25 protein-coding genes are annotated in these 25,963 nt (G+C 34.3%); 21 read left to right on the top strand and 4 right to left on the bottom strand.

Annotation, left to right across the window (positions count from 1 at the left end; translation table 11 throughout):
- Nucleotides 1-39: 39 nt before the first annotated feature.
- A complete protein-coding gene (locus ACF3NF_RS04005; RefSeq protein ID WP_394022267.1) occupies nt 40-1,281 on the top strand; it encodes a putative DNA modification/repair radical SAM protein in 1,242 nt (413 codons plus the stop codon).
- A gap of 1 nt (nt 1,282) precedes the next feature.
- Complete coding sequence (locus tag ACF3NF_RS04000; protein ID WP_394022266.1) at nt 1,283-2,002, top strand: TIGR03915 family putative DNA repair protein; 720 nt, start codon at nt 1,283-1,285, stop codon at nt 2,000-2,002.
- Between the two features lie 123 nt (nt 2,003-2,125).
- On the opposite strand, the gene ACF3NF_RS03995 is transcribed toward ACF3NF_RS04000, so the two are convergent.
- From ACF3NF_RS03995 to ACF3NF_RS03985, 3 genes are read right to left on the bottom strand one after another with little or no spacing between them, the layout of a single operon-like run.
- Nucleotides 2,126-3,481, bottom strand: coding sequence for an aspartate aminotransferase family protein (locus tag ACF3NF_RS03995; protein WP_394024415.1), 1,356 nt, complete (start codon nt 3,479-3,481; stop codon nt 2,126-2,128).
- Between the two features lie 13 nt (nt 3,482-3,494).
- Nucleotides 3,495-4,217, bottom strand: coding sequence for a hypothetical protein (locus tag ACF3NF_RS03990; RefSeq protein WP_394024413.1), 723 nt, complete (start codon nt 4,215-4,217; stop codon nt 3,495-3,497).
- A gap of 16 nt (nt 4,218-4,233) precedes the next feature.
- Nucleotides 4,234-4,617 (bottom strand): hypothetical protein, encoded by a 384-nt coding sequence (locus ACF3NF_RS03985; RefSeq protein ID WP_394024411.1) that lies wholly within the window; start codon nt 4,615-4,617, stop codon nt 4,234-4,236.
- Between the two features lie 397 nt (nt 4,618-5,014).
- Between ACF3NF_RS03985 and ACF3NF_RS03980 the strand changes: the two genes are divergently transcribed.
- From ACF3NF_RS03980 to ACF3NF_RS03890, 19 genes are all read left to right on the top strand, one after another.
- A complete protein-coding gene (locus ACF3NF_RS03980; RefSeq protein ID WP_394024409.1) occupies nt 5,015-5,686 on the top strand; it encodes a response regulator transcription factor in 672 nt (223 codons plus the stop codon).
- Entirely contained in the window at nt 5,676-6,791 is a 1,116-nt protein-coding gene (locus ACF3NF_RS03975; RefSeq protein WP_394024407.1) for a sensor histidine kinase, read from the top strand. Before ACF3NF_RS03980 ends, ACF3NF_RS03975 begins: the two co-directional genes overlap by 11 nt.
- 36 nt (nt 6,792-6,827) lie before the next feature.
- Entirely contained in the window at nt 6,828-6,974 is a 147-nt protein-coding gene (locus ACF3NF_RS03970) for a CD1871A family CXXC motif-containing protein (RefSeq protein WP_262123226.1), read from the top strand.
- A complete protein-coding gene (locus ACF3NF_RS03965) occupies nt 6,967-7,830 on the top strand; it encodes a 4Fe-4S binding protein (protein WP_394024405.1) in 864 nt (287 codons plus the stop codon). Before ACF3NF_RS03970 ends, ACF3NF_RS03965 begins: the two co-directional genes overlap by 8 nt.
- A complete protein-coding gene (locus ACF3NF_RS03960; RefSeq protein ID WP_394024403.1) occupies nt 7,814-8,542 on the top strand; it encodes a TlpA family protein disulfide reductase in 729 nt (242 codons plus the stop codon). Before ACF3NF_RS03965 ends, ACF3NF_RS03960 begins: the two co-directional genes overlap by 17 nt.
- Before the next feature lie 118 nt (nt 8,543-8,660).
- Complete coding sequence (locus tag ACF3NF_RS03955) at nt 8,661-9,281, top strand: superoxide dismutase (RefSeq protein ID WP_394024401.1); 621 nt, start codon at nt 8,661-8,663, stop codon at nt 9,279-9,281.
- A 237-nt stretch (nt 9,282-9,518) separates the two neighbouring features.
- A complete protein-coding gene (locus ACF3NF_RS03950) occupies nt 9,519-10,751 on the top strand; it encodes a dicarboxylate/amino acid:cation symporter (RefSeq protein WP_394024399.1) in 1,233 nt (410 codons plus the stop codon).
- A gap of 80 nt (nt 10,752-10,831) precedes the next feature.
- Entirely contained in the window at nt 10,832-11,494 is a 663-nt protein-coding gene (gene sdaAB, locus ACF3NF_RS03945) for an L-serine ammonia-lyase, iron-sulfur-dependent subunit beta (RefSeq protein ID WP_394024397.1), read from the top strand.
- Nucleotides 11,495-11,503: 9 nt separating this feature from the next.
- Entirely contained in the window at nt 11,504-12,382 is an 879-nt protein-coding gene (gene sdaAA, locus ACF3NF_RS03940) for an L-serine ammonia-lyase, iron-sulfur-dependent, subunit alpha (RefSeq protein WP_394024395.1), read from the top strand.
- Between the two features lie 450 nt (nt 12,383-12,832).
- On the top strand, nt 12,833-14,170 hold the full coding sequence (locus tag ACF3NF_RS03935; protein WP_394024393.1) for an MATE family efflux transporter: 1,338 nt from the start codon (nt 12,833-12,835) through the stop codon (nt 14,168-14,170).
- Nucleotides 14,171-14,530: 360 nt separating this feature from the next.
- The gene (locus tag ACF3NF_RS03930; protein ID WP_458103073.1) at nt 14,531-15,766 is read left to right on the top strand and encodes an ABC transporter ATP-binding protein; all 1,236 of its coding nucleotides are present in this window, start codon (nt 14,531-14,533) and stop codon (nt 15,764-15,766) included.
- Nucleotides 15,681-16,715 carry an ABC transporter permease gene (locus tag ACF3NF_RS03925; RefSeq protein ID WP_394024391.1) on the top strand — a complete coding sequence of 345 codons (1,035 nt, stop codon included), beginning with the start codon at nt 15,681-15,683 and terminating at the stop codon, nt 16,713-16,715. Before ACF3NF_RS03930 ends, ACF3NF_RS03925 begins: the two co-directional genes overlap by 86 nt.
- 11 nt (nt 16,716-16,726) lie before the next feature.
- On the top strand, nt 16,727-18,496 hold the full coding sequence (locus ACF3NF_RS03920; RefSeq protein WP_394024389.1) for an extracellular solute-binding protein: 1,770 nt from the start codon (nt 16,727-16,729) through the stop codon (nt 18,494-18,496).
- A 71-nt stretch (nt 18,497-18,567) separates the two neighbouring features.
- Nucleotides 18,568-19,473 (top strand): carbohydrate ABC transporter permease, encoded by a 906-nt coding sequence (locus ACF3NF_RS03915; RefSeq protein WP_394024387.1) that lies wholly within the window; start codon nt 18,568-18,570, stop codon nt 19,471-19,473.
- Nucleotide 19,474: 1 nt separating this feature from the next.
- The gene (locus tag ACF3NF_RS03910) at nt 19,475-20,353 is read left to right on the top strand and encodes a metallophosphoesterase family protein (RefSeq protein ID WP_394024385.1); all 879 of its coding nucleotides are present in this window, start codon (nt 19,475-19,477) and stop codon (nt 20,351-20,353) included.
- Nucleotides 20,340-21,674, top strand: a complete 1,335-nt coding sequence (locus ACF3NF_RS03905; protein ID WP_394024383.1) for an MATE family efflux transporter — start codon at nt 20,340-20,342, stop codon at nt 21,672-21,674. Before ACF3NF_RS03910 ends, ACF3NF_RS03905 begins: the two co-directional genes overlap by 14 nt.
- Nucleotides 21,667-22,311: a hypothetical protein gene (locus ACF3NF_RS03900; RefSeq protein WP_394024381.1), complete on the top strand. Its 645-nt coding sequence runs from the start codon at nt 21,667-21,669 to the stop codon at nt 22,309-22,311. Before ACF3NF_RS03905 ends, ACF3NF_RS03900 begins: the two co-directional genes overlap by 8 nt.
- Before the next feature lie 114 nt (nt 22,312-22,425).
- The gene (locus ACF3NF_RS03895) at nt 22,426-23,838 is read left to right on the top strand and encodes an aspartate ammonia-lyase (RefSeq protein ID WP_394024379.1); all 1,413 of its coding nucleotides are present in this window, start codon (nt 22,426-22,428) and stop codon (nt 23,836-23,838) included.
- A 9-nt stretch (nt 23,839-23,847) separates the two neighbouring features.
- Complete coding sequence (locus ACF3NF_RS03890) at nt 23,848-25,209, top strand: class II fumarate hydratase (RefSeq protein WP_394024377.1); 1,362 nt, start codon at nt 23,848-23,850, stop codon at nt 25,207-25,209.
- A gap of 84 nt (nt 25,210-25,293) precedes the next feature.
- On the opposite strand, the gene ACF3NF_RS03885 is transcribed toward ACF3NF_RS03890, so the two are convergent.
- Nucleotides 25,294-25,953 (bottom strand): HAD family hydrolase, encoded by a 660-nt coding sequence (locus tag ACF3NF_RS03885; RefSeq protein ID WP_394024375.1) that lies wholly within the window; start codon nt 25,951-25,953, stop codon nt 25,294-25,296.
- Nucleotides 25,954-25,963 lie beyond the last annotated feature (10 nt).

The following is a 25,963-nucleotide window of genomic DNA, read 5'->3' as shown; positions in this document are numbered from 1 at the left end:
CGAGAGATTCCATTAGTGAAAATATTTTGAGGAATTACTATGGATATTAGAGAAAAATTAGAGATTCTTGCGGATGCGGCTAAGTATGATGTTTCTTGTTCATCTAGCGGATCTAATAGGAAAAATAAAAATAATGGCCTTGGTAATGGGTCAATGGGTGGGATATGCCATTCTTATTCTGAAGATGGTAGGTGTATTTCACTTTTAAAAATCCTTATGACCAATGCCTGCATATATAATTGTGAATACTGCATAAATCGTAGGGAAAATGACACTCAGAGGGCAACTTTTAGCCCTGAGGAAGTGGCTAATCTTACTATGAATTTTTATCGTAGAAATTACATAGAGGGATTATTTTTATCATCTGGTATAATAAAAAATCCAGATTATACCATGGAAAGATTGGTTAAAGTTGCAGAACTTTTGCGATATAAATACAATTTTAATGGATATATTCACATGAAAGCCATACCTGGATCTAGCCAAGATTTGGTCAAAAAAATGGGGCTTTTAGTTGACAGGATGTCCATAAATATTGAACTGCCTAGCCAAAAAGCTCTCTCACTTTTAGCACCTGAGAAAAAAATCGCAGATATAACAAGGCCCATGGGTGATGTGAAAAATGAAATGATGGTTTATGGAGATGACAGAAAAAAATTTGCCCACACCCCAAAGTTTTTGCCAGCTGGCCAAACAACTCAAATGATTATTGGTGCAGGCCGTGAATCTGACCTTGAGATTATAAAAACTAGTGAAAAATTATACAATAATTATGCCTTAAAACGTGTATATTATTCAGGATTTGTACCGGTTGTAAAATCAAAATTTACCCAGGGCATTGACAAAGCTCCGCTTTTAAGAGAACACAGGCTTTATCAGGCGGATTTTTTGATGCGTGGCTATAGCTTTAAGGCTGATGATTTGCTTTCTAAAAATGATGCGAATTTTGATTTATCAATAGATCCAAAGAGTAATTGGGCCATAAATAATATAGAAAGATTTCCGATTGAGATTAATACGGCTTCATATTTTGATTTGATGAAGGTACCTGGATTTGGGAGGACTTATGCAAATCGCATCATCGAGGCCAGACAATTTAGAAAACTAACTTATGATAGCCTAAGGGCTCTTAAAATTTCAACCAAAAGAGCCAAACATTTTATTTTGGTAAATGGAGTTTATAGGGGGCTAAAATTTAGGGATAAAAATGACCTAAAAGTTTTGATGAGCGCACCAGATACAAAAAATTTCCAGCAACTTTCAATGTTTGATGTGGGTTAAGATGATTTATTATTACGACGGGACCCTAGACGGGATTTTTACAGTTATATTTGAAAAATACAAGGAAATTGGTAATTGTGAGATAAAAACTAAAAGTAAGCAGGTAAATTTTTTGGAAAGTGAGCTAATTGAAACTGACCTAGCAAAGTCTGAGCGAGTGATTACAAGTATTAGAGAGAATATTGGTGAGGAATTTTTAGCAAATTGCTTTATGGTTTTTAAATCTATACACCCTAAAAAAGAAGAAATAATTGCAGTAACGACCAAATCATGCCTAGTTTTTGGAAATGCCTACCTAGGATCTGCCAAAAAATCTGCAGTTTTATTTAATAGGATAGTCCACAAATTTAACCATGAAGTCCATGCTTACAAGGGCTTTACAAGATTTAGAGAAATTCAGGATAATTATCTATTAGCAGAAATCACACCTGAAAATGATGTTTTGGTCTACATCACCCAGCACTTTTTAAAAAGAATGCCGGCTGAAAAATTTATAATTTTTGACAAAAACCGTCAAAAAGCAAGCCTTTGTGAGTTTGGAAAATATGAGGAAGTTGAAATCTTGGAAATGAATGCAGAAGATAGCGATAAAGAAGCAATTTTCAAGGACGCCTGGCGAGGCTTTTATGAAGCGATTGGCATAGATGAGCGAAAGAATGAAAAATTAATGCAAGCAAATATGCCAAAAAAATATTGGAAGTTTTTGCCTGAAAAGAATTAAAGTCCTAGGATAATTCGTGGTATAGGATTAATTTAAGTTATATTTTGCCAAAGTATTCAAAAAGGACTAGGTTAACCATAACCTAGTCCTTTTGAGTTTAAATATTTCATTTTACTTTTTATTTTACCAGCCTATTTTTTTATCATCATCTAGCTTTAGATTTCCATTTTCAAGCTCGGAAAGTCCATTTTCTATGGTATCTAGGGCCTTGTCTATTTGATCTCTTGTTATTACTAGTGGTGGTTGGAATCTTAAAATATTTCCTTTTACTGTTATCATTAAGACTCCATTGTCTTTTAAATATGTGATTAATTTTGATGCGCTTTCTGAGTCTGCTTCCTTGGTTTTTTGGTCTTTAACTAGTTCAATTCCACCGTTTAGGCCATATATTCTGACATCGCCTATTATTGGATATTTTTCTTGCATTTTTTCAAAGCGTTCTCTTACATATTCTCCGTCTTTTCTAGATTTTTCTATTAGATTTTCTTCTTCTATTACATCAAAACTTGCAAGGGCAGCTGCACAGCAAACAGGATTTCCAGCGGTTGTAAATAAATGGGCTGGTGCTTCTAGGCTATCCATTATTTCTTTTCTTCCGACAATTGCTGAAAGAGGCATGCCTGATGCAAGGGATTTGGCAGTGGTTAATATATCTGGTTCTATGTTAAAGTGTTCTATTGACCACATTTTTCCAGATCTGCCTAGACCTTGGTTTACTTCATCTACTGCAAATACTATATTATTTTCTCTTGTAAATTGATATAACCTATCCATATAAGCTTGTGGAGCCTTCCAAAATCCCCCATCACCTTGAATTGGCTCTATTATTACTCCCGCTATTTCATAGACAGGTAAATATGTATTTAGTGCATCTTCAAAATATTTCCAATATCTATTTACAAATTCTTCTTCACTTTCGTCTTCTCTTCTGTCATAGGTATTTGGAAAAGGTACATATTCTACTCCTGTTACTAGGGGAGTCATCTTTCTTCTCATATTTAAGCTAACTGCAGATAGGGTCATAGAACCATATGTAGATCCGTGGTAGGATCCGGTAAATGATACTATTGTTTGTTTTCCTGTGTAGGCCCTAGAAAATTTCATCATCGCATCATTTGAGTCTGATCCAGAATTACCAAATATAACCCTTTTTTCAAAGTCTCCTGGTGTGGATTCGATTAGTTTTCTGGCCAACTCTTCTACTTTTGGATTGTAAAAGTAGGCAGGAGTGTAGTGGAGTAATCTTTCCATTTGCTCTTTCATAGCTGCTAAAACCTTTGGATGGGAGTGGCCGACATTCATTGCAGAAGCAGTTGCTAATAGGTCAATGTATTCATTTCCATCCATATCTTTAAGGATAGCTCCCTTGGCAGAATCTAGGCATATATCAAAATAGCGGATTTGACCAGCGCTGGCATAGACTTGGTCAGATTTTTTTACCATTTCCACAGATTTTTCATTATTTTTTAAATTTTCCATTTGATTTTCTCCTTTATTCTCTTTCGTTTCTCTCTTTAAGCTCTTTTACTATAAATAAAACTATCATTACTATACCAAAATATCCTGTAAATGGATATACCAAACCTACTAGCTTACCAAAGGGTAATTGTCCACCCACTAGGGCTAGGAAGGCAACTAGGATTATTAGCATACTTTTTGTGGATTTTTTGGTATTTTCTTTTGTTAATGTATTTGTTACTGTCAAAAGCATGGGAACAGATGTTGAAAATATGCCCGCTAATAAAATTATAACAAATATAAAACTTACGACAAGACTCATTTTTTGATCTAAAGTTATAAGCGGCACTTCAGCATTTACCAACTCATCAACATGGCCAAGCATTGCTAAATTTAGGGCAAATGCTGCTGACATAAGTCCAACTCCACCAACAATTCCACCAATCCAAGCTTCCTTGTTGCTAGTAACTTCTTTTGATCCAAGTTCGACAATAAATGGGACACCTGCAACTATATTGTAAGCAACAAATAAAACTGCAGCCAAAAACCAATATGATCGCGAATTACCAGCCTCATAAGGCACATCTTTTAGATTATTTAAAACCTGATCTGCAGATGCAAAATCACCTGGATTTGTAATTAAAGTATAAATTGCAATTGTCAATGTAAAAATTATAAGGCCAGGGCCTATCAAAGAAATTACATCTACCACCCTTGTTAAACCAAGTAGGGCGACCAAGCTTATAATAATAGCCATAGCCACTGTTCCAAGTCTAGGATCTAGACCAAAATATTGGTTTAGAGTAGCCCCTGTCCCAGAAACCGTTACTATCAAAATTAAAAATGCAAAAAAAGGTCATAAATTTACCAAAATACTTGCCCAAGTAATGAAAGTAGGGACTAGAATTTTCATCATTTTTAGTTATATACCCATAATACATTAAAATTCCAGCCACACAGCAGCAAAGAACCATTGCTATTATGGACCCGATTAAACCCCTATATCCATAAACGGTTAAAAATTGAAAAACTTCCTGACCGGATGCAAAACCAGATCCAATCAAAAAGGCAATAACCGCACCCGCGACTCTCATTACATTTCTAAAACTAACTTTCTCTACGCTATTTGATGACTCAAATATCCTTTTACTTTCCATATTAATTCCTCCTAAATAAAATAAAAAAAACTCCCATTCAATTTGAATGAGAGTCTTAAAGAGGTCCCATTCATGTTTTTTAAAATCGCAAATAGGACCAATTCTATTAATTATTTTATGAATAAAAATAACCTATAAAATTAGCCTCTTATATAATAATATTGATAATGAAAACTATATTAAGATTTGAAACATGCATTTTAACACCTCTTTTAATTTTTTTTATTTAATGAAATTAAAACTATTTAGAACAATAAAGTCAAATATTATTTAAAAAAATATATAATTATTTAAATTTAAAATGTAGAAAGGTTTTTTAGATTAGCCTTTAAAATAATTTTCTTTACCAAAAATTAACCCATCCATGTGCTATAATCATATTAAAATGGAGGTAATTATGCGAGTTTTAGTCGTAGAAGACGATTTAGATTTAATAAATTTACTAGAAGAAGGCCTAACTATGTATGGTTATGCGGTTGATAAGGCTAGTGATGGAGATCAGGCTATTGATATGGCTTATATAGAAAATTATGATATTGTAATACTTGATATAAATTTACCAAAAAAAGATGGATTCGAAGTCCTTGATGAAATTAGGAAGTTTAACCAAGAAGTAAATATAATTATGCTTACTGCAAGGTCTGACATTGACGATAGGGTCAAGGGTTTAGATTTTGGAGCCAATGATTATATGGTAAAGCCCTTTGATTTAAAGGAACTTGATGCTCGTATGCGAGCACTTTTACGTCGCAAATCTGTAACTGAATCAACAATTCTAGAAGCTGGAAATATGAAATTTGACACAGCCAGCCGCGAGGCCTTTGTTGATAATCAAAAAATAAATTTAACCCAAAAAGAGACTGGGATTTTGGAATATTTATTTTTGAATAAGGAGAGATTTGTATCCAGCGAAGAGCTGATTGACCACGTTTGGGACTCAAATGCTGATAGCTTTTCAAATTCAGTTCGAGTTCATATGTCATCTTTAAGGAAGAAAATTAAGGAACTAAGCGGTGAAAACAAGATTCAAAATGTAATTGGCAAGGGTTATAGGATTTATGAAAGCTGATAAGGTCTACAAATCCATAGTTTTTAAGCTAATTACTGCGGTTGTCATTATTTTTATAGCCATGATTAGCATTACAAACTACATGATTAACCAAAAACAAATCCAAATGACTGAACAAATGCTAAGGCAAATTGAAAAATATATGCCATCTTACAGCAATTCTGTGGTTGTAACTGTAAATAATGCCCACCTGCAATCTACAGCAGATTTTAGGATTTATACAATAGTAGTAACTGGCATTGTAATTATAATAGGCTCCTTAATTTTTGCCCTCATTATTTCAAAAATATTAGAGCCACTCAAAAAATTACAGCAAAATATTGCAAAAATTGACATAAATAAACCAGAAACTTTTTCAGAAAAACTATTAATCGAAGATGGGTCAAGTGAAATTGTTGACCTATCAAAAAACTTTAACCAATTAATGGCAAGAATTTATAGGGACTATAGAAAGCAAAAAGATTTTTCAGCCAATGTCGCCCACGAATTGCGCACTCCAGTTGCAGTTATGAAGGCCCAAGTTGATGTTTATAAAAGAAAAAATATTAGCCCAGACCAAGCTATTTTTATAGAAAAAATTGACCAAAATATTGAAAAACTAAAAAGCTTAATAGAATCTGTTTTGATGTTTTCAAAAAACCAAGAGTTAAATATCACTGAAGTATATCTGGGAACTCTAATTGAGGAAATTTTATTTGACCTAGAAGATAAAATTGCCAGCAAAAATTTAAATGTAAACTTTATTAAAGATGAAGATTTGTGTATCCAAACAGATGATGCCCTTCTTCAAAGACTTTTATTTAATATTATCGAAAATTCTATCAAATATAACAAGGAATATGGATCTATAGATATAATCACAAAAAAGGAAAAAAATCGCACAATAATTGAAATTGCAGACACCGGCATTGGTATGACCGATGAGCAAAAAGAAAGAATTTTTGATCTTTTTTACCAGGCAGACAATTCTAGATCTGGGGAAGGATTTGGTATAGGCCTTGCACTTTCTAAGCAAATAGTAGATTCTCTGGGTGCTGAAATTAAAGTTTTGAACAATAATCCATCAGGCAGTAAATTTATTATTTCATTCTTAACAGAAAATTAACATTTAATTTGCTATCATTATTTACGAGGTAAAGATATGATAGAAATGGACAAAAAAATAATTAGTAAAATCTTACTAGTACTTTCTATAAGCTTTGTGGTATATGGAGCTTATAGGGGTGAAGTTAATAGTGTATTTACCAAGGCAATCAACCTGTGTTTGGAGTGTATAGGCATTGGATAGGATAAAAAATCTCAGCCGCAACACAATTCAAGCCCTAACCGCCTTGGCCTACAATTTTCATATACCAAACTTTTTTAAGGGCAAAATTTACAGCGGAAGCACAAAAAAATTATGTTTGCCAGGACTTAATTGCTATTCTTGCCCAGGAGCTGCAGGATCATGTCCAATAGGTTCTATGCAAGCAGTCATGGGGTCAAAAAAATATAAGTTTTCATATTACGTTTTTGGCATGATGGCATTTTGTGGAGTAATGGTTGGCCGTCTCATCTGTGGTTTCTTCTGTCCCATGGGATGGTTCCAAGATTTACTACACAAAATACCTAGCAAAAAACTCTCCACCAAAAAGTTAAAACCCCTAAGATATATAAAATATATAATATTATTTTCCCTAATAATAGCCTTATCGTTTGTAATGCGCGGCAGATATGAAGTAATTCCTCCCTATTTTTGCAAGTATATCTGCCCACAAGGAATAATCGAGGGAGCCATTCCCCTTGCCATTAAATCTCCTTCATTAAGGCTGGCCTTAGGCAGTCTCTTTAACCTAAAGCTTGGGATACTTGTTGCGACAATAATATTATCGATTTTATTTTATAGGCCATTTTGTAAGTGGATTTGCCCACTGGGTGCATTTTATTCATTTTTTAATAAATATTCATTTTATCAAATGGATGTGGATAAAAATAAATGCATCGACTGTGGCAAATGCGAGAAAGTCTGCAAAATGGATGTAGATATAAGAAAAAATAATGCACACTTAGAGTGCATTAGGTGTCATGAATGTACAAAATCTTGTCCGACAAAAGCCATATCTTCCTCTTTTATACAAAGGAGCGAAAATGAGAAAAGCAAATAATATTTATACAATCATTATGCTAGGCTTAACCCTAGCAGCTTGTCAAAACAATAGCCAGCAAGCAAGTGATGAAAAAATGAAAAATGAAACAAAAACTGAAATGTCTGAGCAAAACAAAGACGAAATGAAAAATGAAGATCAAAAGGCAGATGAAAAAGAAATGCCAGAAGCTGACAATAAAGAAGCAAAAGATGATAAAGATATGACCATGGAAGAAACAGATCCAACAAAAATGGCCGATAAAAAAATGCTTCCAAATTTCACAGCAAAAGACCAAGATGGCAATCCATTTACCAATGAAGATATTGCAAAAAATGATGCAACAGTAATTAACTTATGGTTTACAGGGTGTTCAGCTTGTATAGAAGAAATGGATGAAGTAAATGACTTGGCAGATGAACTTAAAAAAGAAGATGGCGTTGACTTTGTATCAATGTGTACAGATGTAAATTACGATGAGTCTACAAAAGAAGCCTATGAAAGAATCATAAAAGATAAAAAACCAACTTATAAGGCCCTTGCAGTAGACTATGAGGGAGATATGAAAGAATATTTAGAAGGCATATTTGTCTACCCAACAACAATCGTAGTTGATAAAAACGGAAATATTATAGGTGACCCAATCGAAGGAACCCTAGTTTCTGAAGACCAACAAGCTAAATTAAAAGAAAATATAAAAATGGCCATCGAGTCATCAAAAGCATCCAAATAGGGTGCTTTTTAATTTTACAAATAATAGTTGATAACAATAATCATTATTGGGTATAATAAAAATAAGTTGGCAAGTAGCTAAACGAAAAAATGAAAAATAACCCAATAGGAGGGATTTTATGTTAGAATTAATGGAATTACCTTATGAATATGACGCCCTAGAGCCAGTTATATCAAAGGAAACAATGACATTCCACCACGATAAACACCACAATACTTATGTTGATACAGCTAATGAACTTTTAGAAGGAACAGGATATGAAGAAAAAAAATGTCCAAAATGCCTACTAAAAGCAATCGATGATATTACAGATGATGCTGATAAAAAACAAAAACTTATCAACAACCTTGGCGGAGTTTTAAACCACAACCTATTCTGGAATACAATGAAACCAGGTGGATCAAGCGAGCCAGTTGGTGAATTAAAAGAAGCAATCGATAAAAAATTCGGTTCATTTGAAGAATTCAAAAAAGAATTTGAAGCAGCAGGAAAAGGACAATTCGGTTCAGGTTGGGCATGGTTAGTTCTAAATGATGGAGAATTAGAAATCATCTCTACAAAAAACCAAGACAATCCAATCCTAGAAGGTAAACAAGGCATCCTAGGCAATGACGTTTGGGAACACGCTTATTACCTAGACTACCAAAACGCTAGACCCAAATACCTAGAAGAATGGTGGAAAGTTGTAAACTGGGATGTAATCGAAGAAAGATACCAAAAAGGCGGTACTTGCAAATAATTAACAAGTATAAAAAAAACCGTTGGAAATTTCCAGCGGTTTTAATTTGCCTAAGATTGCTATAAATTTATCACATTATTACTTTATTTAATTAAGATTGAAAAATACTGAGAAAGTTTGCTAGACTATATTAACGTTTTAAAAATTATTGTGATTATATTTTCTTTTTATATCTTTGCATGTTATAATAAGCTTGTAATGATATACATACAATAAATTTATTCACAGGAGATTTTTATGGGACGTTTTAAAAACATTGGATTAGTGCCAAAACTAATCATAGCCATTGCTCTTGGTATATTGGCCGGTAGGTTTTTGCCAGTAGAGCTTGTTAGGGTAGCAGTTACTTTTTCAAAGATATTTGGATCATTTTTATCATTTATCATCCCACTTATGATTTTAGCCTTTGTTACAAAGGGGATTTCTGATTTGGGAGAGGGTGCTGGAAAATTGCTAGCAATTACGGTCTTAATTGCTTATATTTCAACCCTAGTTGCAGGAAGCTTATCATATCTTATGGCAAGCAATATTTTTCCAAAATTTATTAGCCCTGCCCAAGTTGATTCGATAATTGCTTCTCAAAAAGATGGGCTAGAACCATATTTTAAAGTGCCAATTACACCTTTTTTTGATGTAACAAGTGCCTTGATTTTTGCTTTTATGATGGGGATTTCTATTTCTTGGCTTAGAAAAAATAATAGCGGAGAAGTATTATACAAGGCCGTTTCAGAATTTAATGCAATTATTACCAAGGTCCTAGAAGTAGCTATTATTCCAGTATTACCATTTTTTATTTTTGGAAACTTTGCAGAAATGAGCCATACCGGTTCAGTATTTACAGTCCTAAGCATATTCTGGAAAATATTTATCTGCATAGTAATCCTACATTTATTATATGTAACTATAATGTTTATAATTGCAGGATCATACACAGGCAAAAATCCTTTTGCAATGATAAAAAATGAAATCAAAGGATATATGACAGCGGTTGGAACCCAATCATCAGCAGCTACTATTCCGGTAAACCTAGAATGTGCAAAAAATAATGGGGTCAGCTCAGAAATTGCAGAATTTGTTGTGCCATTGGGGGCGACAGTTCACCTACCAGGGAGTATGATAACATTAACAGGATGTATTTTTACAATCCTTTATATGTATAATTTGCCACATTCTTATGGATTGATGCTTTCACTAATTGTAACTTTGGGTATTGCAATGGTAGCAGCACCTGGTGCACCAGGCGGGGCTGTAATGAGTGCCTTACCATTTTTACCAATAGTAGGTATCTCTCCAGAATCAACCATGGCAACTTTACTAATTTCCCTTTACTTGACCCAAGATTCCTTTGGTACAGCTGCTAATATTTCTGGTGATGTAGCTATTGCAACTGCAGTAGATAAATTTTATAATAAAGTAATCTTAGGCAAGAAAAATTGGAAACCAATACCAGTTATTAATGACCCAAAATAATAGGGTTAGCCTTTGAAAAAGAGAAAAGCTAGCATATTATTTTGTGCTAGCTTATATTTTTTAGTAGATAAGGAGTAAATATGGCAGTAAATGCTTCAATTTTTGACATTATAGGACCAGTTATGGTCGGTCCAAGCTCATCGCACACAGCAGGTGCGGCAAAAATTGCAAATGTAGCAAGAAGAATGGTAGATCCAGGCTTTAATGAAGTAGATTTTTACTTACATGGATCATTTGCCAAAACCTATAAGGGGCATGGTACAAATAGGGCCCTAGTAGGTGGTGTTCTAGGCTATGGCCCAGAAGATGATAGGATAATAAATGCCTTTGAATATGCAAAAGAGGCGGGACTTTCCTATAAATTTATAGAAACAGACCTTGGAGAAGTCCATCCAAACACTGTAAGAATGGTTTTTAAATACCCAGATGGCAGAAATCCTGTAGACATCCAAGGATCATCCATAGGTGGTGGGGCCATAGTTATAAATAAAATTTATGGCAATCCAATCGAATATTATGCAAAAAGACCTACATTATTTATGGCCTACGGTGAGCAAAAAGGGATAATTGCCTTTGTTTCAAATATTTTATATAGCAATGGTTACAATATCCACGAAATGAAAACCATAAAAGATGGTGATAATGTAATGCTAGTTTGCGAACTAGATGAGCCACTTACAGAACAAGCCCTTGAGACAATAAAAAATGGTAAAGACTTTACCTTTATTAAATATATAGATTAGGATTAAAATATGATCACTAAATTTGAATTATTAAAAGAAAGATGCGAAAAAGAAAATGCAAGTCTTTGGGAACTTTCAATCAAAGATGAGATAGAAAATACAGGAAGAAGTGAAGAAGAAATCTTTGACAGACTCCAAAGAACCCTAGATGTCATGAAAAACTCTTCACATGCAGCCCTAGAAGTGCCAGTAGTTTCAGTAACAGGCATGACTGGTGGAAATGCAAAAGTGATGAATGATTATTTCCTAGGTGGAGATACAGTTTTGGGAGATACAGCAGCAAAAGCTATGGCAATGGCACTTTCAACAAGTGAAGTAAATGCAGCCATGGGCCAAATAGTCGCAGCCCCAACAGCAGGATCATCAGGAATTCTGCCAGCAACATTAATGATAATGTATCACAAATATGGCTATGATGATAGAAAATTAAAAGAAGCCATGCTAGTAGCAACTCAAATGGGCCAAGTTATTTTTGACAATGCAACATTTGCTGGAGCTGAAGGTGGATGTCAAGCAGAAACTGGATCAGCATCAGCCATGGCTGCAGCAGCCGTTTGCTATTTAAGAGGCTATGACATAAAGACCCAAGAAAACGCAGCAATTTGTGCCTTGCTAAATGTAATGGGCCTAATATGTGACCCAATAGGCGGCATGGTAGAATTCCCATGTAATATTAGAAATGCAAATGGAGTTATGAACGCACTTGCAAGTGCTGATATGGCAATGGCTGGCGTAAAAGTATTTGTAACATTTGATGAAGCAGTAGATGCAATGAAGAGAGTAGGAGATAGCCTACCATCAGGACTTCGTGAAACTGGTGAAGGCGGAATAGCAGTTTGTCCTTCAGCTATTAGACTTCGTGAAAAATACATTGATGGAACAAATTAAAGAAAAAAATTAAATATAAAATGCTTTTTATTTTCCCTAATACCTTGGTGTTAGGGAATTTTTATTTAGTAATAGAAAAAATCTAACTTTACTGAAAAGCTTCGTTCCGGGTAGCGTTTATGGTGGGAATAGCTGGATAATATCTATTTGAAATAAAAGATAGACACCCTTAGTGAATTATTTTTTAAAAAGTAAATAATATCATTTTGCAAATACTTATCAAAAAAGAGCGAAGCTTTGCCTCACTCTTTTTGGGATAATTATAATTTTATTAAAATCTTGCATTTTGCGGCGAGCTTCATACATATCCTGGTGAAGTTCTTCATCACCCATGTAAAGCTTGACATTTATCATTCTTTGCTTTTGGTTTTCATATAAAAATCATACCCAGCGATTATTAATGACAATTTAAAATTAAGTCGTAAAGTATTATCATCAAAGGAGACTTTTATGGATCAAAATGTAAACTTAACCAAGGGAGATATTACCAAATCTCTTATAAAATTATCTTTACCCCTGGCACTTACTGCCTTTATACAAATTACCTATGCTTTTGTTGATATGTTTTTTATTGGTCGCTTGGGATCAAATGCTTTGGCAGGAGTGGGTCTGGCTGGATTTTTAATTTGGATTGCAAATGCCATCACTATGGTACCAAAAATTGGTATGGGAGTTTTAGCTTCCCAGGCCTTTGGTAGGCAAAACCACAAAGAGACAATTAGGGTCTTAAATAATGGTTATATTTTAACTCTTATTTTGGCTATTATCTACACAATAACAATGCTTATTTTTGGCAATGCCTATGCTTCATTTTTTAATTTATCAGAAATTGCCAGTACTTATGCTCGTGAATATATTTTTATATTGGGACTTGGGATTACATTTTTCCTTATAAACCCTGTCTTGTCCCAAAGTTTCCAATCCTTGGGCAATTCCTTGACGCCCTTTAAAATTAATGCTATTGGCCTTGTTGCAAATATTATTTTGGACCCTATTTTAATTTTTGGATGGGGACCATTTCCTCGTATGGAAGTCCGCGGAGCAGCCCTTGCTACAGTTTTAGCCCAAGTTATTGTAACAATTATCTTTGTAATTGTAATTTTTCGCAAAAACAAATTACTAAAAAATTCCCTAATAAAACTTGATTATAGAAGTGATTGGATGGGGCAAATTTTTAAGCTTGGTTTGCCAGCAGCCCTTATGAATGCCTATATGGCAATTGTAAGTGTGATTTTAAATAAGTTTATGGCTGGCTTTGGAGAAGCGGCGGTTGCGGCTTATTCTATAGGCAGTCAATTAGAATCTATAACTTGGAATACTACAGAGGGTTTACAAGTTGGAATTGCAGCCATGGTTGGTCAAAATTATGGGGCAGAACTATTTGAAAGGGTAAAAAAAATTATTAGAAAATCTTTTGAAATTGTATTTCTAATTGGGGCAATTTCAATGGTTGTCTTATATATTTTTAGGTATCCACTAATTAGAATATTTGTGCCAAATGATCCAGAAACTATAGAGCTTGGAGCCTTGTATCTAGCAATATTATCGGTATCTCAAATTTTTATGGCGGTTGAAATTGGCCTAAATGGTGCCTTTAATGGCATGGGAGACACCAAAACTCCGGCCCTCATTGCAATAATTCTAAATACTTTAAGAATACCATTTTCAAAAGTATTTATGCCCATGTTTGGGGTGGCAGGAGTATGGACTGCTATGACCTTTACTTCAATTTTAAAGGGATCCTTTAATCTTGGACTAATCTTAAAAAAAATAAAAAGAGAGCTTTAATAGAAAAAAACTTAATAAATCACTTTAACCTAGCAAAATTTTAAGTTTTACTGGGTTTTTTATTGGGCAGATTTATTAAAAATACTTTACTCATATTTTAACTAAATTTTACAAAATAGGGGAAATTGTAAAAATATCATTAAGAGTATTTACAAATCATGAAAAAGATTGCAAATAAATGTTAAAAATTAAAGGGATTTTAATTCCTATGATTTTACATCTATATAATATCAATCTAATAAATATCCTTTATATTTATTAGCGAATGCTGGTTTTTCGGCAAGCTTATTTTCGTGCCTAAAATTCAAATCTTATTAGCATTTCAAATTTTTTCTAAATTAGTACTTACAAGGAGCATGCATGAGCAATATTAAACTTGCGCATATCTACAAAGATTATATAGAAGGCCAACACGTGGTAAGAGACTTTAATCTTGAAATACAAGATGGAGAATTTATCGTACTTGTAGGCCCAAGTGGTTGCGGAAAATCCACAACACTTAGAATGATAGCAGGCCTTGAAGATATCACTTCAGGACAGCTTTATTTTGAAGATAAATTGATGAATGATGTGCATCCAAAAGACCGCGACATAGCCATGGTTTTCCAAAACTATGCCCTATATCCGCATATGACAGTTGCAGAAAATATGGGATTTGGTCTAAAAATGCAAAATAAAAATCAAGATGAGATTGACAAGACAGTTAAAAAAACTGCAGAGATCATTGGTCTTACTGACTATCTAGATAGACTTCCAAAAGAATTATCTGGTGGTCAACGCCAAAGGGTTGCCCTTGGCCGTGCCATTTCTAGAAATCCAAAAGTTTTCTTAATGGATGAGCCGCTTTCAAACCTTGATGCAAAACTAAGAGTCCAAACCAGATCAGAAATTTCTAACATCTCTAAGGAATTTGGCAACACAACTATCTATGTAACCCACGACCAAGTGGAAGCTATGACAATGGCTGATAGAATTGTGTTGATGCGTGATGGAGTCATCCAACAAGTTTCTACACCAAAGGATATTTATTTGTATCCAAATAATATTTTCGTTGCAGGCTTTATGGGATCTCCTGCTATGAACTTTATCCCAGCTACCCTTACTGAAGAAGGGCTAAAGACTAGCCAGGGAATTATAAAACTAAATGACACAATTCTTACTCAACTAGCCTTTAAAGGATATATGGATAGGGAAATAATTTTTGGTATCCGTCCAGAAAATATTGTCCTAGCCGGTGATTTATCAGAAGCAAATGAGCGCTATGTACCATTTACTACCAAGGTGCGTTTAGCAGAAATGCTTGGTTCTGAGACACTAATTCACTTTACTATTGATGAAAAAAATATTATTGCAAAAGTAAACACCCTAGATGAGTTTGCTAGAAATCAAGACTTAACCCTTGCCTTTGACCTAGAATTTGCAAATTTCTTTGATAAAGACTCTACAGATAGAATTGTCCTTGATAATGAGAAAAATTATCAAAATATTGTTAAGGAAGGAGGAAGTGCTAGTGGAAAATCAGACAAACAACTTGACAAATCAAATCAGTCAGACAGAACACATAGCCAAACACACAGTTTCCAAGCCTCCAAATAATGATGATAACGACAATGACCCATACTTTAAGCCGGTGAAAAAAACTTTGTGGCAAAGAATGGCAAGATATAAAACTTTTTATCTAATGCTATTGCCTGCCTTGCTTTTTTTCATAATATTTTCTTATTGGCCAATGACAGGGAATATCCTAGCCTTTAGAAAATTTTCATTTAACTCTGGCATGTATGGCAAGGGCTGGGTAGGCCTGCAATATTTTAAGGATTTTTTCTCTGATAGGCAAACACCTATTTATATCAGAAACACCCTTATTATTTCAGCAATAAAATTGTTTATCTACCTGCCTTTCCCAATAATTTTGGCTTTAATTTTTAATGAAATTGTAAATACCAAACACAGATCTTTTTTCCAATCAGTAAGCTACCTACCATACTTTATCTCTTGGGTAGTCGTAATTGGAATGTTAAACAAACTTTTTGCCCCAAATACAGGTTTAATTAATAACCTTTTAAGAAATATAGGGGCCAGTGATGGTTCCAGATTTTTTATGATGGAAAATGGTTTTTTCTATCCTGCAGTATTTGGATCTTATTTGTGGAAAAATGTTGGTTGGGACTCAATCATCTATTATGCAGCAATAATGGGGATTTCACCATCGCTTTATGAAGCTGCAGCTATAGATGGAGCAAATAGATTAAAGCAAACCCGTCATGTAACCCTGCCTGGGATTTCAAAAACAATTATGATTTTATTTATCATTTCCCTAGGTGGGATATTATCAGCAGGATTTGACCAAGTTTACTTGATGCAAAATCCAGGAAACTACCAGGTTTCAGAAATAATTGATACCTATGTAGTAAAAACAGGGCTTGAAAAAGCTCGCTACGGTCCAGCAACAGCAGTTGGACTTGTTCAAGGACTTGTAGGACTTGGACTGACAGTTGCAGTTAACAAAGCAGCCGATAAATACGGCGAAAATTCTTTATGGTAAGAGGAGAGAATATGAATATCAAAAAAACTTTTAGCAAAGCGATGCTAATGGCAATGAGTTTAGTTGCCCTAACAGCTTGTGGAAACAATGATGCTAATACCACAACTGACAACAAGACAGAAACAACTCAAAGTGCAGAAAACAAAACAGAAGATGCTGACAAAAAAGATGCTAACACAGCAGAAGAAAACACAGACAAACCAGATACATGGATAGCAGATCGTGAAATCAGACTTTTAGTATTCGAATCAGCGGGAGATACTGGTGAAGGCACAATGAGCCCAGAAATCGCTCAATATATCAAAGACAAAACAGGTATCACACTAACAATCGAATCAGTATCAAATGAAGATTCTTACGAAGCTCTTGCAGCAGGACTTTCATCAGGTGACCTTCCAGATGCAGTTGCTTTTTACCTAGACAACTCAGGTAGACCAGAATTCCCATTACTATTAAAAGCAAGTAATGAAGGAATGTTCCATGATATTTCAGGTGCACTAAAAGAAAGCAATATTTACGGAAAATACTTTGAAGAAGGCTATCTTCCAACAGATACAAAAGATAATATCATGATGAGAGATGACCAAGATGGAGCAACATACCTAGTTCATATGTCAATTAATAGAAATCCTGCAGACCCAGGACGTAAATTATTTGGAAATATGTTTATCAGACGTGATATTGCTGAAGATCTTGGCGTAAAAACAGATGACATCAAAACAAGCGATGATTTAGAAGGACTACTTGACAAAATTGCTAAAGGTGGCTATGAAGACAATAATGGCAACCCTGTAACTCCACTTGGACCAACATCATGGGGTGGTTCTGAAAGACCAAGACCATATAGAGATTTAATGTGGCAAGGTGAAGGCGAACAAAAATTTGCCAAAGACGGAGATACAGTTAAACACGAATCTATGACAGATTACGGTGAAAAAAGAGTTGCAAAAGTACGTAAATGGTTAGAAGAAGGTCTAATGCACCCAGAATTCTACACAATGGAAGAAACTCGTGCCCAAGAAGGTATCCAAAACAAATCATTTGCAATCGTATCAGACTCACACAACTATAGACCAGAAATTGCAAATGGCGAATGGATGCCACTTGGAGATATTAAAAGAGTTGATGGATCTGATAATATGGTAAAACCATACAAGTCTGGATACACAGGTTGGGCAGTGCCAGCAACAACAGAAAATCCAGAAGAAGTTGTTAAATTTGCTGACTGGATGGCTAGTGAAGAAGGAAAACTACTATACTTCTACGGTCTAGAAGGCAAACACTACGATATGGTAGATGGCAAACCAGTTCCTAAAAAAGAATTAGTTGAACTTCAAGATGAAAACCCAGATGAAGCTATCAAAGAAGGTTTCAGAGGAGTTAGAGCATTCTGGGGCGAACACTTTGCATACACAGACATGGACAACCTAGGAGACTTTGGTGAAGAATCTTGGGGAGATAGCGTAAGAGGAGACGAAGCTAGTGGAGCTCAAAAACTTCTTGAAGAATATAACTACGACAAAAAATTCGAAGACAAAGAAGTAATCGATGGTCTATATCCAAAAGCTTACCTATACGAATTTGAAGGAGAAGATGGAAATCTTACTCAAGCTCTAGAAGATTGGGATGATGCAATCCTTAAAGCATATTATGCAAAAAGCGAAGAAGAAGCAAATGCAATCCTAGAACAATCTCGTCAAAGACTTAAAGATGCTGACATCGAAGGTTTCTGTAAGTTCTTAGAAGAAAAAGAAAAAGATGGAGATACAATATTCTATTAATATTTTAAAATAAAAAGCCTCTCCGAGAATATTTTATATTTTCTCGGAGAATCTTTTATTTAGGGAGGATTATGGACAGTTCAAAAAAAGCCATCCAAACAAGCAGATGGTCCCAAATTATTTTTTATATTATTTTGATACTTATGGCCCTTGCCATTATTTTGCCATTTTTACACATCCTAGCCCTTGCTTTTAACTCAGGAAAAGATGCGGCCAGAGGAGGCATAGCCTTTTTCCCTAGAGAATTTACTTTTGAAAACTTTAGAGAAGTTTTTAAGCAAGATAACCTTATAAATGGATTTTTCATTTCTATATTTAGAACTGTAGTTGGTACAGCACTTGGTGTATTTTTAATGTGTATGGCAGCTTGGGCCCTAACAATTCCTGACCTGCCAGGCAGGGGAAAGATTACATTCTTTATATTTTTTACCATGCTATTTGGTGGTGGAACTATCCCTTACTATTTGGTACTTAGCCAATTGGGTCTTACAAATACCATTTGGGTTTACATTATTCCAAGCCTTTATAGCGTTACAAATATTTTGCTACTTAGATCTGCCTTTTCTCAAGTACCAATGAGCCTTGTAGAAGCTGCAAGGATAGATGGAATGAAGGAATTTAGGATTTTTACAGATATGGTATTACCAATGAGTAAGCCAACCATTGCTACAGTTACACTTTTTACAGCTGTTGGCCATTGGAATGACTGGTTTGCAGGAAGTTTCTATGTTAGAAATCAAAAACTAAAACCACTTGCTACAATCCTTCAAGATATGCTCACCCGCCAACAAGGGCTTGCAGATATTTTGGCCAAAAATTCAGGAGCAGCCTACCAGCAGCTTGATAGGATTCAGGTAACTGGAGACTCCCTTCAAATGGCAACCATCATTGTAGTTATATTACCAATTGTAATTTTATATCCATTTATACAAAAATATTTTGTCCAAGGTATCACCATAGGATCAGTAAAGGAATAATATGGAATTTAAAAATAATACATTTAAAATCGTACAATTTACCGACACCCACTTTGGAAATCTACCCCACCATGAGGATGATATTAGGACTTTTAATCTTATCGATAAGATTCTTACTGATGAAAAGCCAGATTTGATTGTTCACACAGGCGACATCATGTGGTCTGATGGGGTAAAAAATTCTGATAAAGTTTTTCAAATTGTAATGGAATATTTTGACAAATATGACATTCCCCTTGCTATAACTTTTGGAAATCATGACAGTGAAGAGGGTATAACTCGAAGTGAACTTAGGGATATCTATGAAAAAACTATCAGCAAAAAGCCAGAAAAAAAAGATAGCTTTATTATAGATGATAAGGAAAATTATGTGATTACTTTATCAGACAATGGAGAAGATATTGCATATTTATACTTTATTGATTCAGGTGCTGACGATAAGCTTGGCTTTGGAACCTATGAGTGGGTTTTACCAGAACAAGTGGAATGGTTTAGGCACACAGCTGATAAAAATAAAAAAAATGATGGCATAAAACGCGGTATAATTTTCCAACACATTCCAATCCCAGAATACTGGCAAAGTAAGGAAAATATTCTATACGGTGTCCAAGAAGAAACTAATGAAGCTATTTCAGCTCCAAAAATCAATACTGGACTATTTGCAAATATGCTACTAAATGGAGAAATTTGGGGCATGCTTGTAGGTCATGACCACGAAAATAACTTTGATAGTGAGCTTTTTGGTATCCACTTGGCCTTTGCAAATTCTTCTGGCTACCAAGCCTATGGGGATGTAGCAAAAGGGGCTACAGTTATTGAAATTACAAAAGATCCTTTTGAAATAAAAACTAGAAACATACAGATTGATGCAGATAAATAGAAAACTTTTTACCAAAGAATATAAAAATTTATTTTGGCCGCTTTTACTAGAGCAAATTTTCCTAACCCTTATAGGCAACTTTAATGTATTTTTATTCTCCTTATTTAACGACCAAATGGTAGCAGCAATTGGGATTTCTGACCAATTGCTCAATATTTTTGCAATGATAACCAATATTGTAGTCCTTGGAGCAAGCATTTTAGTTATCCAAAATGCAGAAAAATCAAGGATGGCCTATGTAAAATCAATCCTTAAAGAATCTGTGATTTTAAATGTAATTATCGCCATTTTGATTGTAATAGCCGTATTTTTATTCAATAAAGACCTCTTGATGCTTATGCAAACACCCAGGGAACTTTTGAACGAAACTTCTATATATATAAGGATAGTCTCGGTTTCAATCATATTTTTGGCCATGACATCCCTCATGCTTGGGACCTTGCGTGCCTTTGGTTTTGTAAAAATAGCGGTAAAAGTTTCGGTGATTAATACAGTCTTAGTAATTTTAGGTAACTCATTAATAGTTATCTTTAATCTAGGGGGCATATCATATATTGCTCTTGCAACCCTTGTTTCAAGACTTTTGGGTATGCTTTTGACATTTTTTACCCTAAAAAGCAAAATCCCAGAATTATTTGATTTTAAGGAAGGATTTAGGAAAATTCCCCTAAAAAAAGAAATTTTGACCCTTGGCATCCCATCAGCCATGGAGCAAATTTCCTATAATTTTAGCCAGACAATAATAACTGCAATCATAGCATCCCTGGGAACTATTGCAGTAAGTTCCAAGATCTATACCCAAACTATAACTTCATTTATATTTTCAATTGGGGTTGCTGCTGGGGTTGCTGGAAATCTTGTGATTGGTAATTATTACAGAAACAAGGATTTTGAAAAAATAAAAAATTTTGGAGTAACAAATGCAAATAGGATTAGCTTTTTAGCTGCTGGAGTAAATTTAATCCTAGCACTTTTGGGCAGATTTTTGGTAGGTATCTTTACCAAAAATCCGCAAATAACTGAAATAGTAACACAACTATTATTTTTCCAAATATTATTAGATCCAATGCGAGTGTCAAATGAAATTTTGGTAAATTCATTAAACGTACTAAAAGATGTAAAATTCCCAGTAATAGTTGGTATTGTAACAACATATATTTTAGTAATTCCGCTTTCATATCTTTTTGTAAGCAAGTTTGGCATGGGACTTAGGGCGGTTTGGATAATATTTATCCTAGATGAAGCCCTAAGAAGATTATTATTTACCCTAAGATTTAAGTCGGGTAAGTGGATGAAGATTAACGAGGTAGACAATGGATAGGAAATTTAGAAATATAATAAGCAAGGCCTTTGAAAAGATATATTATTATCTGTCATATTCACTAATATATATTGTTTCTCTAGTAATGGGCCTAGGATTTTTAACCTTTGCCGGGGCAAATGTTATGCTCTTTGACCTTCATGAGAAAATTGACCGTGAAAGGTATAAGGAAAAAATAAAAATTTTTAAGTTTTTTAAGGAAAATATTATAAATTATTCACTAAAATACTTGAAAATTAGCCTATTGTATGTGAGTTTAATATTAATACTTGCAGTAGATTTATTTTACTTTTCAACATCCATAAATCCATTATTTACAGGATTATTTTACCTAAATATAATAATGGCCTTTGTACTTATAAATGCCATGGCCCTAAGTTTTTACCTAATGGCAAAATATCCAGAGATGAAATTTGCAGAAATATCAAAAAATGCAATCGCATTAGTGATAGTAAACATAATCGACATCCTAGTTCTAAACGCATTTTTAGCAGCAATAGCAATAATTCTAGTAAAAATCTCAAACCTACTAGTTATTGTCATCCTACCTGGCATAGCAATAGAGCTAGCAAATATATTTTACAAAAAAATCCTTGCTAAAAAATCTATTACTTATTTGCTTTTTAATTTGGAATAGCATCAAGATATTTCTTGGTGTTTTTTCTTTGTTATTTTATAAATAAAAACCTTTTTCTAATATCCTTGTAAGATTTTTCCTATATTATATAATTAAAATATGGAGGATAGACATATGAGTAATTTTAGGATTGAACATGATTCTCTTGGTGAGATTAATATAGATCAAAACGCTCTTTATGGAGCCAATAGTCAGAGGGCTTTTGAGAATTTTAATATAAGTGGCCTTGGTATGGATGGAAAATTTATTGATGCCATACTTGAGGTGAAAAAAGCCTGTGCTATTGAAAATGGAATAATTGGACTTTTATCAGAGGAAGAAACTGATGCAATTGTAAAAGCTTGTGAAAAACTGATTGCTGGTCAAAATCGAGATAATTTTATTGTTGACCCTATCCAAGGTGGGGCTGGTACTTCTTTTAATATGAATGCCAATGAAGTGATTGCAAATATTGCTGAGATTAGCCTTGGCGGCAAGGCTGGGGAATACAAAATCATCCACCCAAATGACCATGTAAATAAGGGTCAGTCTACCAATGATGTGATACCTACTAGCGGAAAAATTGCTTTGATTAGATATTTTAAGGAATTAATCGAAGAAGCTAACAAACTTATAGATTCTTTGAACAAAAAGGCAGAAGAATTTGCTGATGTTTACAAAATGGGCAGGACCCAACTCCAAGATGCTATACCAATGAGCCTTGGCCAAGAATTTACAGCCTACGCAAGGGTGTTATCTCGTGATGTCAAAAGGTTTGAAAAAGCCATAGATGACTTATCTTTTGTAAATCTTGGCGGCACTGCAATTGGTACTGGCCTTAATGCTGATAAAAGATATGTGGATGAGGTTGTTAATGTACTTGCTGATGTAAGTGGTCTTTCTTTAAAACAAAATGAAGATTTGATAGATGGAACACAAAACCTAGATAGCATCCTTTTTGCTTCATCTGTTTTAAAAACTTTTGCAGCTAGCCTTTCAAAAATTTCTAACGACCTTAGACTTATGAGCTCTGGTCCACAAACTGGGATTTTTGATATAAAGTTACCTGCCAAACAAGCTGGATCATCCATTATGCCAGGTAAGGTAAATCCTGTAATTCCAGAGGTGGTAAACCAAGTTGCATTTTTAGTAATTGGTAATGATCTGACAGTAACAATGGCGGTTGAAGCAGGACAGCTAGAGCTAAATGCCTTTGAGCCAGTGATTTTCCACAAACTTTTTGAATCCTTAAAAACTTTAAAAGGAGCAATCTATACATTAAGAATAAATTGTATCGATGATATTGTGGCAAACAGAGAAGAATTAAGCGAAGAAGTTGGAAAAAGTGTAGGACTTGTGACAGCCCTCGCCCCACATATTGGCTATGAAAAATCATCGAAAATTGCCAAAAAAGCACTAAAAACAGGGGAAAGCATCCGTGATATAGTCCTAGATGAAAATTTATTAACAGAAGCAGAAGTGGATAAAATACTCGACTTCAAAAAGATGATAGAACCTGGCATCCTTGATGAGGAAGATTTATTTTAAGAGGTGAAAATGAAAAAAAGAATTGAAAAAGACTCTTTAGGGGAGATTGAAGTCCCAGATAATGCCCTTTGGGGAGCCCAAACTCAAAGGTCTATGGAAAATTTCCCAAAAGAAACTGAAACCATGCCAAAATCCTTATTAATGGCCCTAGTAAATGTTAAAAAGGCAGCTGCAAAGGTAAATAATGATGAGGGCAAACTCTCTGATGATAAAAAAGATTTGATTAATTATGCATGCAATCAAATCTTGCTTGGTAATTACAATGACCAATTTCCACTAAGCATCTGGCAAACAGGATCTGGTACTCAAACAAATATGAATGCCAATGAAGTAATTGCAAATCTTGCAAACAAAAAAGCTGGGGAGAAAGTAATCCACCCAAATGATCATGTAAATATGAGCCAATCATCAAATGATGTTTTTCCAACAGCCATGCACGTGGCAAGTTTATTAAATCTTAAAGATAATTTATTTCCAGAAATTGAAGGGATTATTGAAAGTTTATACAAAAAAGAAAATGAATTTGATCTTATAAAAACTGGACGTACCCACTTGCAAGATGCAACCCCAATTAGACTTTCCCAAGAAATTTCTGCATGGAGAGTAATGGTTGAGCGTGATTATGAAATATTAAAAACCACTAGTCAATCTCTAAGAAAACTTGCAATTGGAGGGACTGCAGTTGGCACTGGCTTAAATGCATCTGAGACTTTTGGGGCAAATGTAGCTAAGGAATTATCAGCACTTTTGGATACAGAATTTATTTCAGATACCAACAAATTTTACCAATTATCCAGCAAATCAGCCTTAGTAGCCAGTCATGGAGCTATAAAAACTTTGTCAAGTGATTTGTATAAAATTGCAAATGATATTAGGTTTTTATCCTGTGGCCCTAGGTCTGGGATAAATGAGTTAAACATTCCAGCCAACGAACCAGGATCATCGATTATGCCAGGCAAGGTAAATCCAACCCAAGTTGAATCTTTAACAATGGTTGCTATCCAAATAATGGCCAATGACTTTGCAATAACAATGGCAAGTAGCGGGGGCCAATTACAATTAAATGCCTATATGCCACTAATCATCTACAATATGGACCAATCCATAAATTTATTAGCCAAATCATTAAAATGTTTTAGGGAAAATCTTATAGAAGGTCTAAGACCAAATAAAGAAAATATAGAAAAAAATCTAGAAAATTCACTAATGCTTGTAACAGCTTTATCGCCAAGAATTGGTTATGATAAGGCAAGTGAACTAGCAAAATATGCTTTTGATAAGGGACTTACTTTAAAAGAGGCCAATGGAGAATTAGGGTTTTTATCAGATGATGAATTTGGTCAATTAGTTAATCCATCAAAGATGGTGTAAAATTAGATAATTCTAGGTTGGCTAAATTTATACTGATTTCAAATAAAAAAGGATACCGAATTACCGGTATCCTTTATATTTTCTCTAACCTAATAAATTATCAGCATCTATTTCCCAAATACCATTTAGATATAGGGTCGCGTTTTCTTTTATATCTTCCCACTCGTTTTCGTTGTAAGGGAAGTCTTTTACTCCACAAGTGTTGATACCTACAGCATTTGCAGCTTTTATTGCATAAAGGGCATCATCGTATAGGATTACTTCATTTGCATCTACTCCAAATTGATCGATGGCATATTGCCAATATTCTTTGTCAGATTTTTTGGAATCTGCAAGGTCTGGAGTTGTTAAAAAGCTAAAGTATTGGTCAATATTTAGTCTTTCAAAGGCAAGTTTTAAATAAATTGAGTCAGTTGATGAAGCTATTGCCATCTCATATCCTTTTTCATGAAGTTCTTGTAATTTTTTAAGAGCACCATCTTTTGGCATCAAAGAATTTTTATAACCGTCATTGATGATTTCATCAAAATATTCACGGACATCTTCCTTGCTCATATCTTCTGCAAGTTCATCTGCTATAAATTCGCACATGCCATCTAATGGTAGGGCCTCGATTTTACCCTTTTCTTCTTTAGAAAGAGTGTCTAATCTAAAACCATATTTTTCAAATATTTCGTTGATTGGGTCTACCCAAATGTGCATAGAATCAAGGATTGTACCGTCGCAATCAAATAATAATTTCATTTTTTCTCCT

The organism is Anaerococcus martiniensis, from assembly GCF_043187485.1.
Taxonomy (GTDB): domain Bacteria; phylum Bacillota; class Clostridia; order Tissierellales; family Peptoniphilaceae; genus Anaerococcus; species Anaerococcus martiniensis.
The sequence above is the reverse complement of the archived record's forward strand: the minus strand, read 5'-3'. Positions and strand labels throughout refer to the sequence as shown.

Coding starts and splice junctions, on each gene's coding strand:
- ACF3NF_RS04005 (WP_394022267.1), top strand. CDS start 40: ATGGATATTAGAGAAAAATTAGAGATTCTTGCGGATGCGGCTAAGTAT.
- ACF3NF_RS04000 (WP_394022266.1), top strand. CDS start 1,283: ATGATTTATTATTACGACGGGACCCTAGACGGGATTTTTACAGTTATA.
- ACF3NF_RS03995 (WP_394024415.1), bottom strand. CDS start 3,481: ATGGAAAATTTAAAAAATAATGAAAAATCTGTGGAAATGGTAAAAAAA.
- ACF3NF_RS03990 (WP_394024413.1), bottom strand. CDS start 4,217: ATGGCTATTATTATAAGCTTGGTCGCCCTACTTGGTTTAACAAGGGTG.
- ACF3NF_RS03985 (WP_394024411.1), bottom strand. CDS start 4,617: ATGGAAAGTAAAAGGATATTTGAGTCATCAAATAGCGTAGAGAAAGTT.
- ACF3NF_RS03980 (WP_394024409.1), top strand. CDS start 5,015: ATGCGAGTTTTAGTCGTAGAAGACGATTTAGATTTAATAAATTTACTA.
- ACF3NF_RS03975 (WP_394024407.1), top strand. CDS start 5,676: ATGAAAGCTGATAAGGTCTACAAATCCATAGTTTTTAAGCTAATTACT.
- ACF3NF_RS03970 (WP_262123226.1), top strand. CDS start 6,828: ATGATAGAAATGGACAAAAAAATAATTAGTAAAATCTTACTAGTACTT.
- ACF3NF_RS03960 (WP_394024403.1), top strand. CDS start 7,814: ATGAGAAAAGCAAATAATATTTATACAATCATTATGCTAGGCTTAACC.
- ACF3NF_RS03955 (WP_394024401.1), top strand. CDS start 8,661: ATGTTAGAATTAATGGAATTACCTTATGAATATGACGCCCTAGAGCCA.
- ACF3NF_RS03950 (WP_394024399.1), top strand. CDS start 9,519: ATGGGACGTTTTAAAAACATTGGATTAGTGCCAAAACTAATCATAGCC.
- sdaAB (WP_394024397.1), top strand. CDS start 10,832: ATGGCAGTAAATGCTTCAATTTTTGACATTATAGGACCAGTTATGGTC.
- sdaAA (WP_394024395.1), top strand. CDS start 11,504: ATGATCACTAAATTTGAATTATTAAAAGAAAGATGCGAAAAAGAAAAT.
- ACF3NF_RS03935 (WP_394024393.1), top strand. CDS start 12,833: ATGGATCAAAATGTAAACTTAACCAAGGGAGATATTACCAAATCTCTT.
- ACF3NF_RS03930 (WP_458103073.1), top strand. CDS start 14,531: ATGAGCAATATTAAACTTGCGCATATCTACAAAGATTATATAGAAGGC.
- ACF3NF_RS03920 (WP_394024389.1), top strand. CDS start 16,727: ATGAATATCAAAAAAACTTTTAGCAAAGCGATGCTAATGGCAATGAGT.
- ACF3NF_RS03915 (WP_394024387.1), top strand. CDS start 18,568: ATGGACAGTTCAAAAAAAGCCATCCAAACAAGCAGATGGTCCCAAATT.
- ACF3NF_RS03910 (WP_394024385.1), top strand. CDS start 19,475: ATGGAATTTAAAAATAATACATTTAAAATCGTACAATTTACCGACACC.
- ACF3NF_RS03905 (WP_394024383.1), top strand. CDS start 20,340: ATGCAGATAAATAGAAAACTTTTTACCAAAGAATATAAAAATTTATTT.
- ACF3NF_RS03900 (WP_394024381.1), top strand. CDS start 21,667: ATGGATAGGAAATTTAGAAATATAATAAGCAAGGCCTTTGAAAAGATA.
- ACF3NF_RS03895 (WP_394024379.1), top strand. CDS start 22,426: ATGAGTAATTTTAGGATTGAACATGATTCTCTTGGTGAGATTAATATA.
- ACF3NF_RS03890 (WP_394024377.1), top strand. CDS start 23,848: ATGAAAAAAAGAATTGAAAAAGACTCTTTAGGGGAGATTGAAGTCCCA.
- ACF3NF_RS03885 (WP_394024375.1), bottom strand. CDS start 25,953: ATGAAATTATTATTTGATTGCGACGGTACAATCCTTGATTCTATGCAC.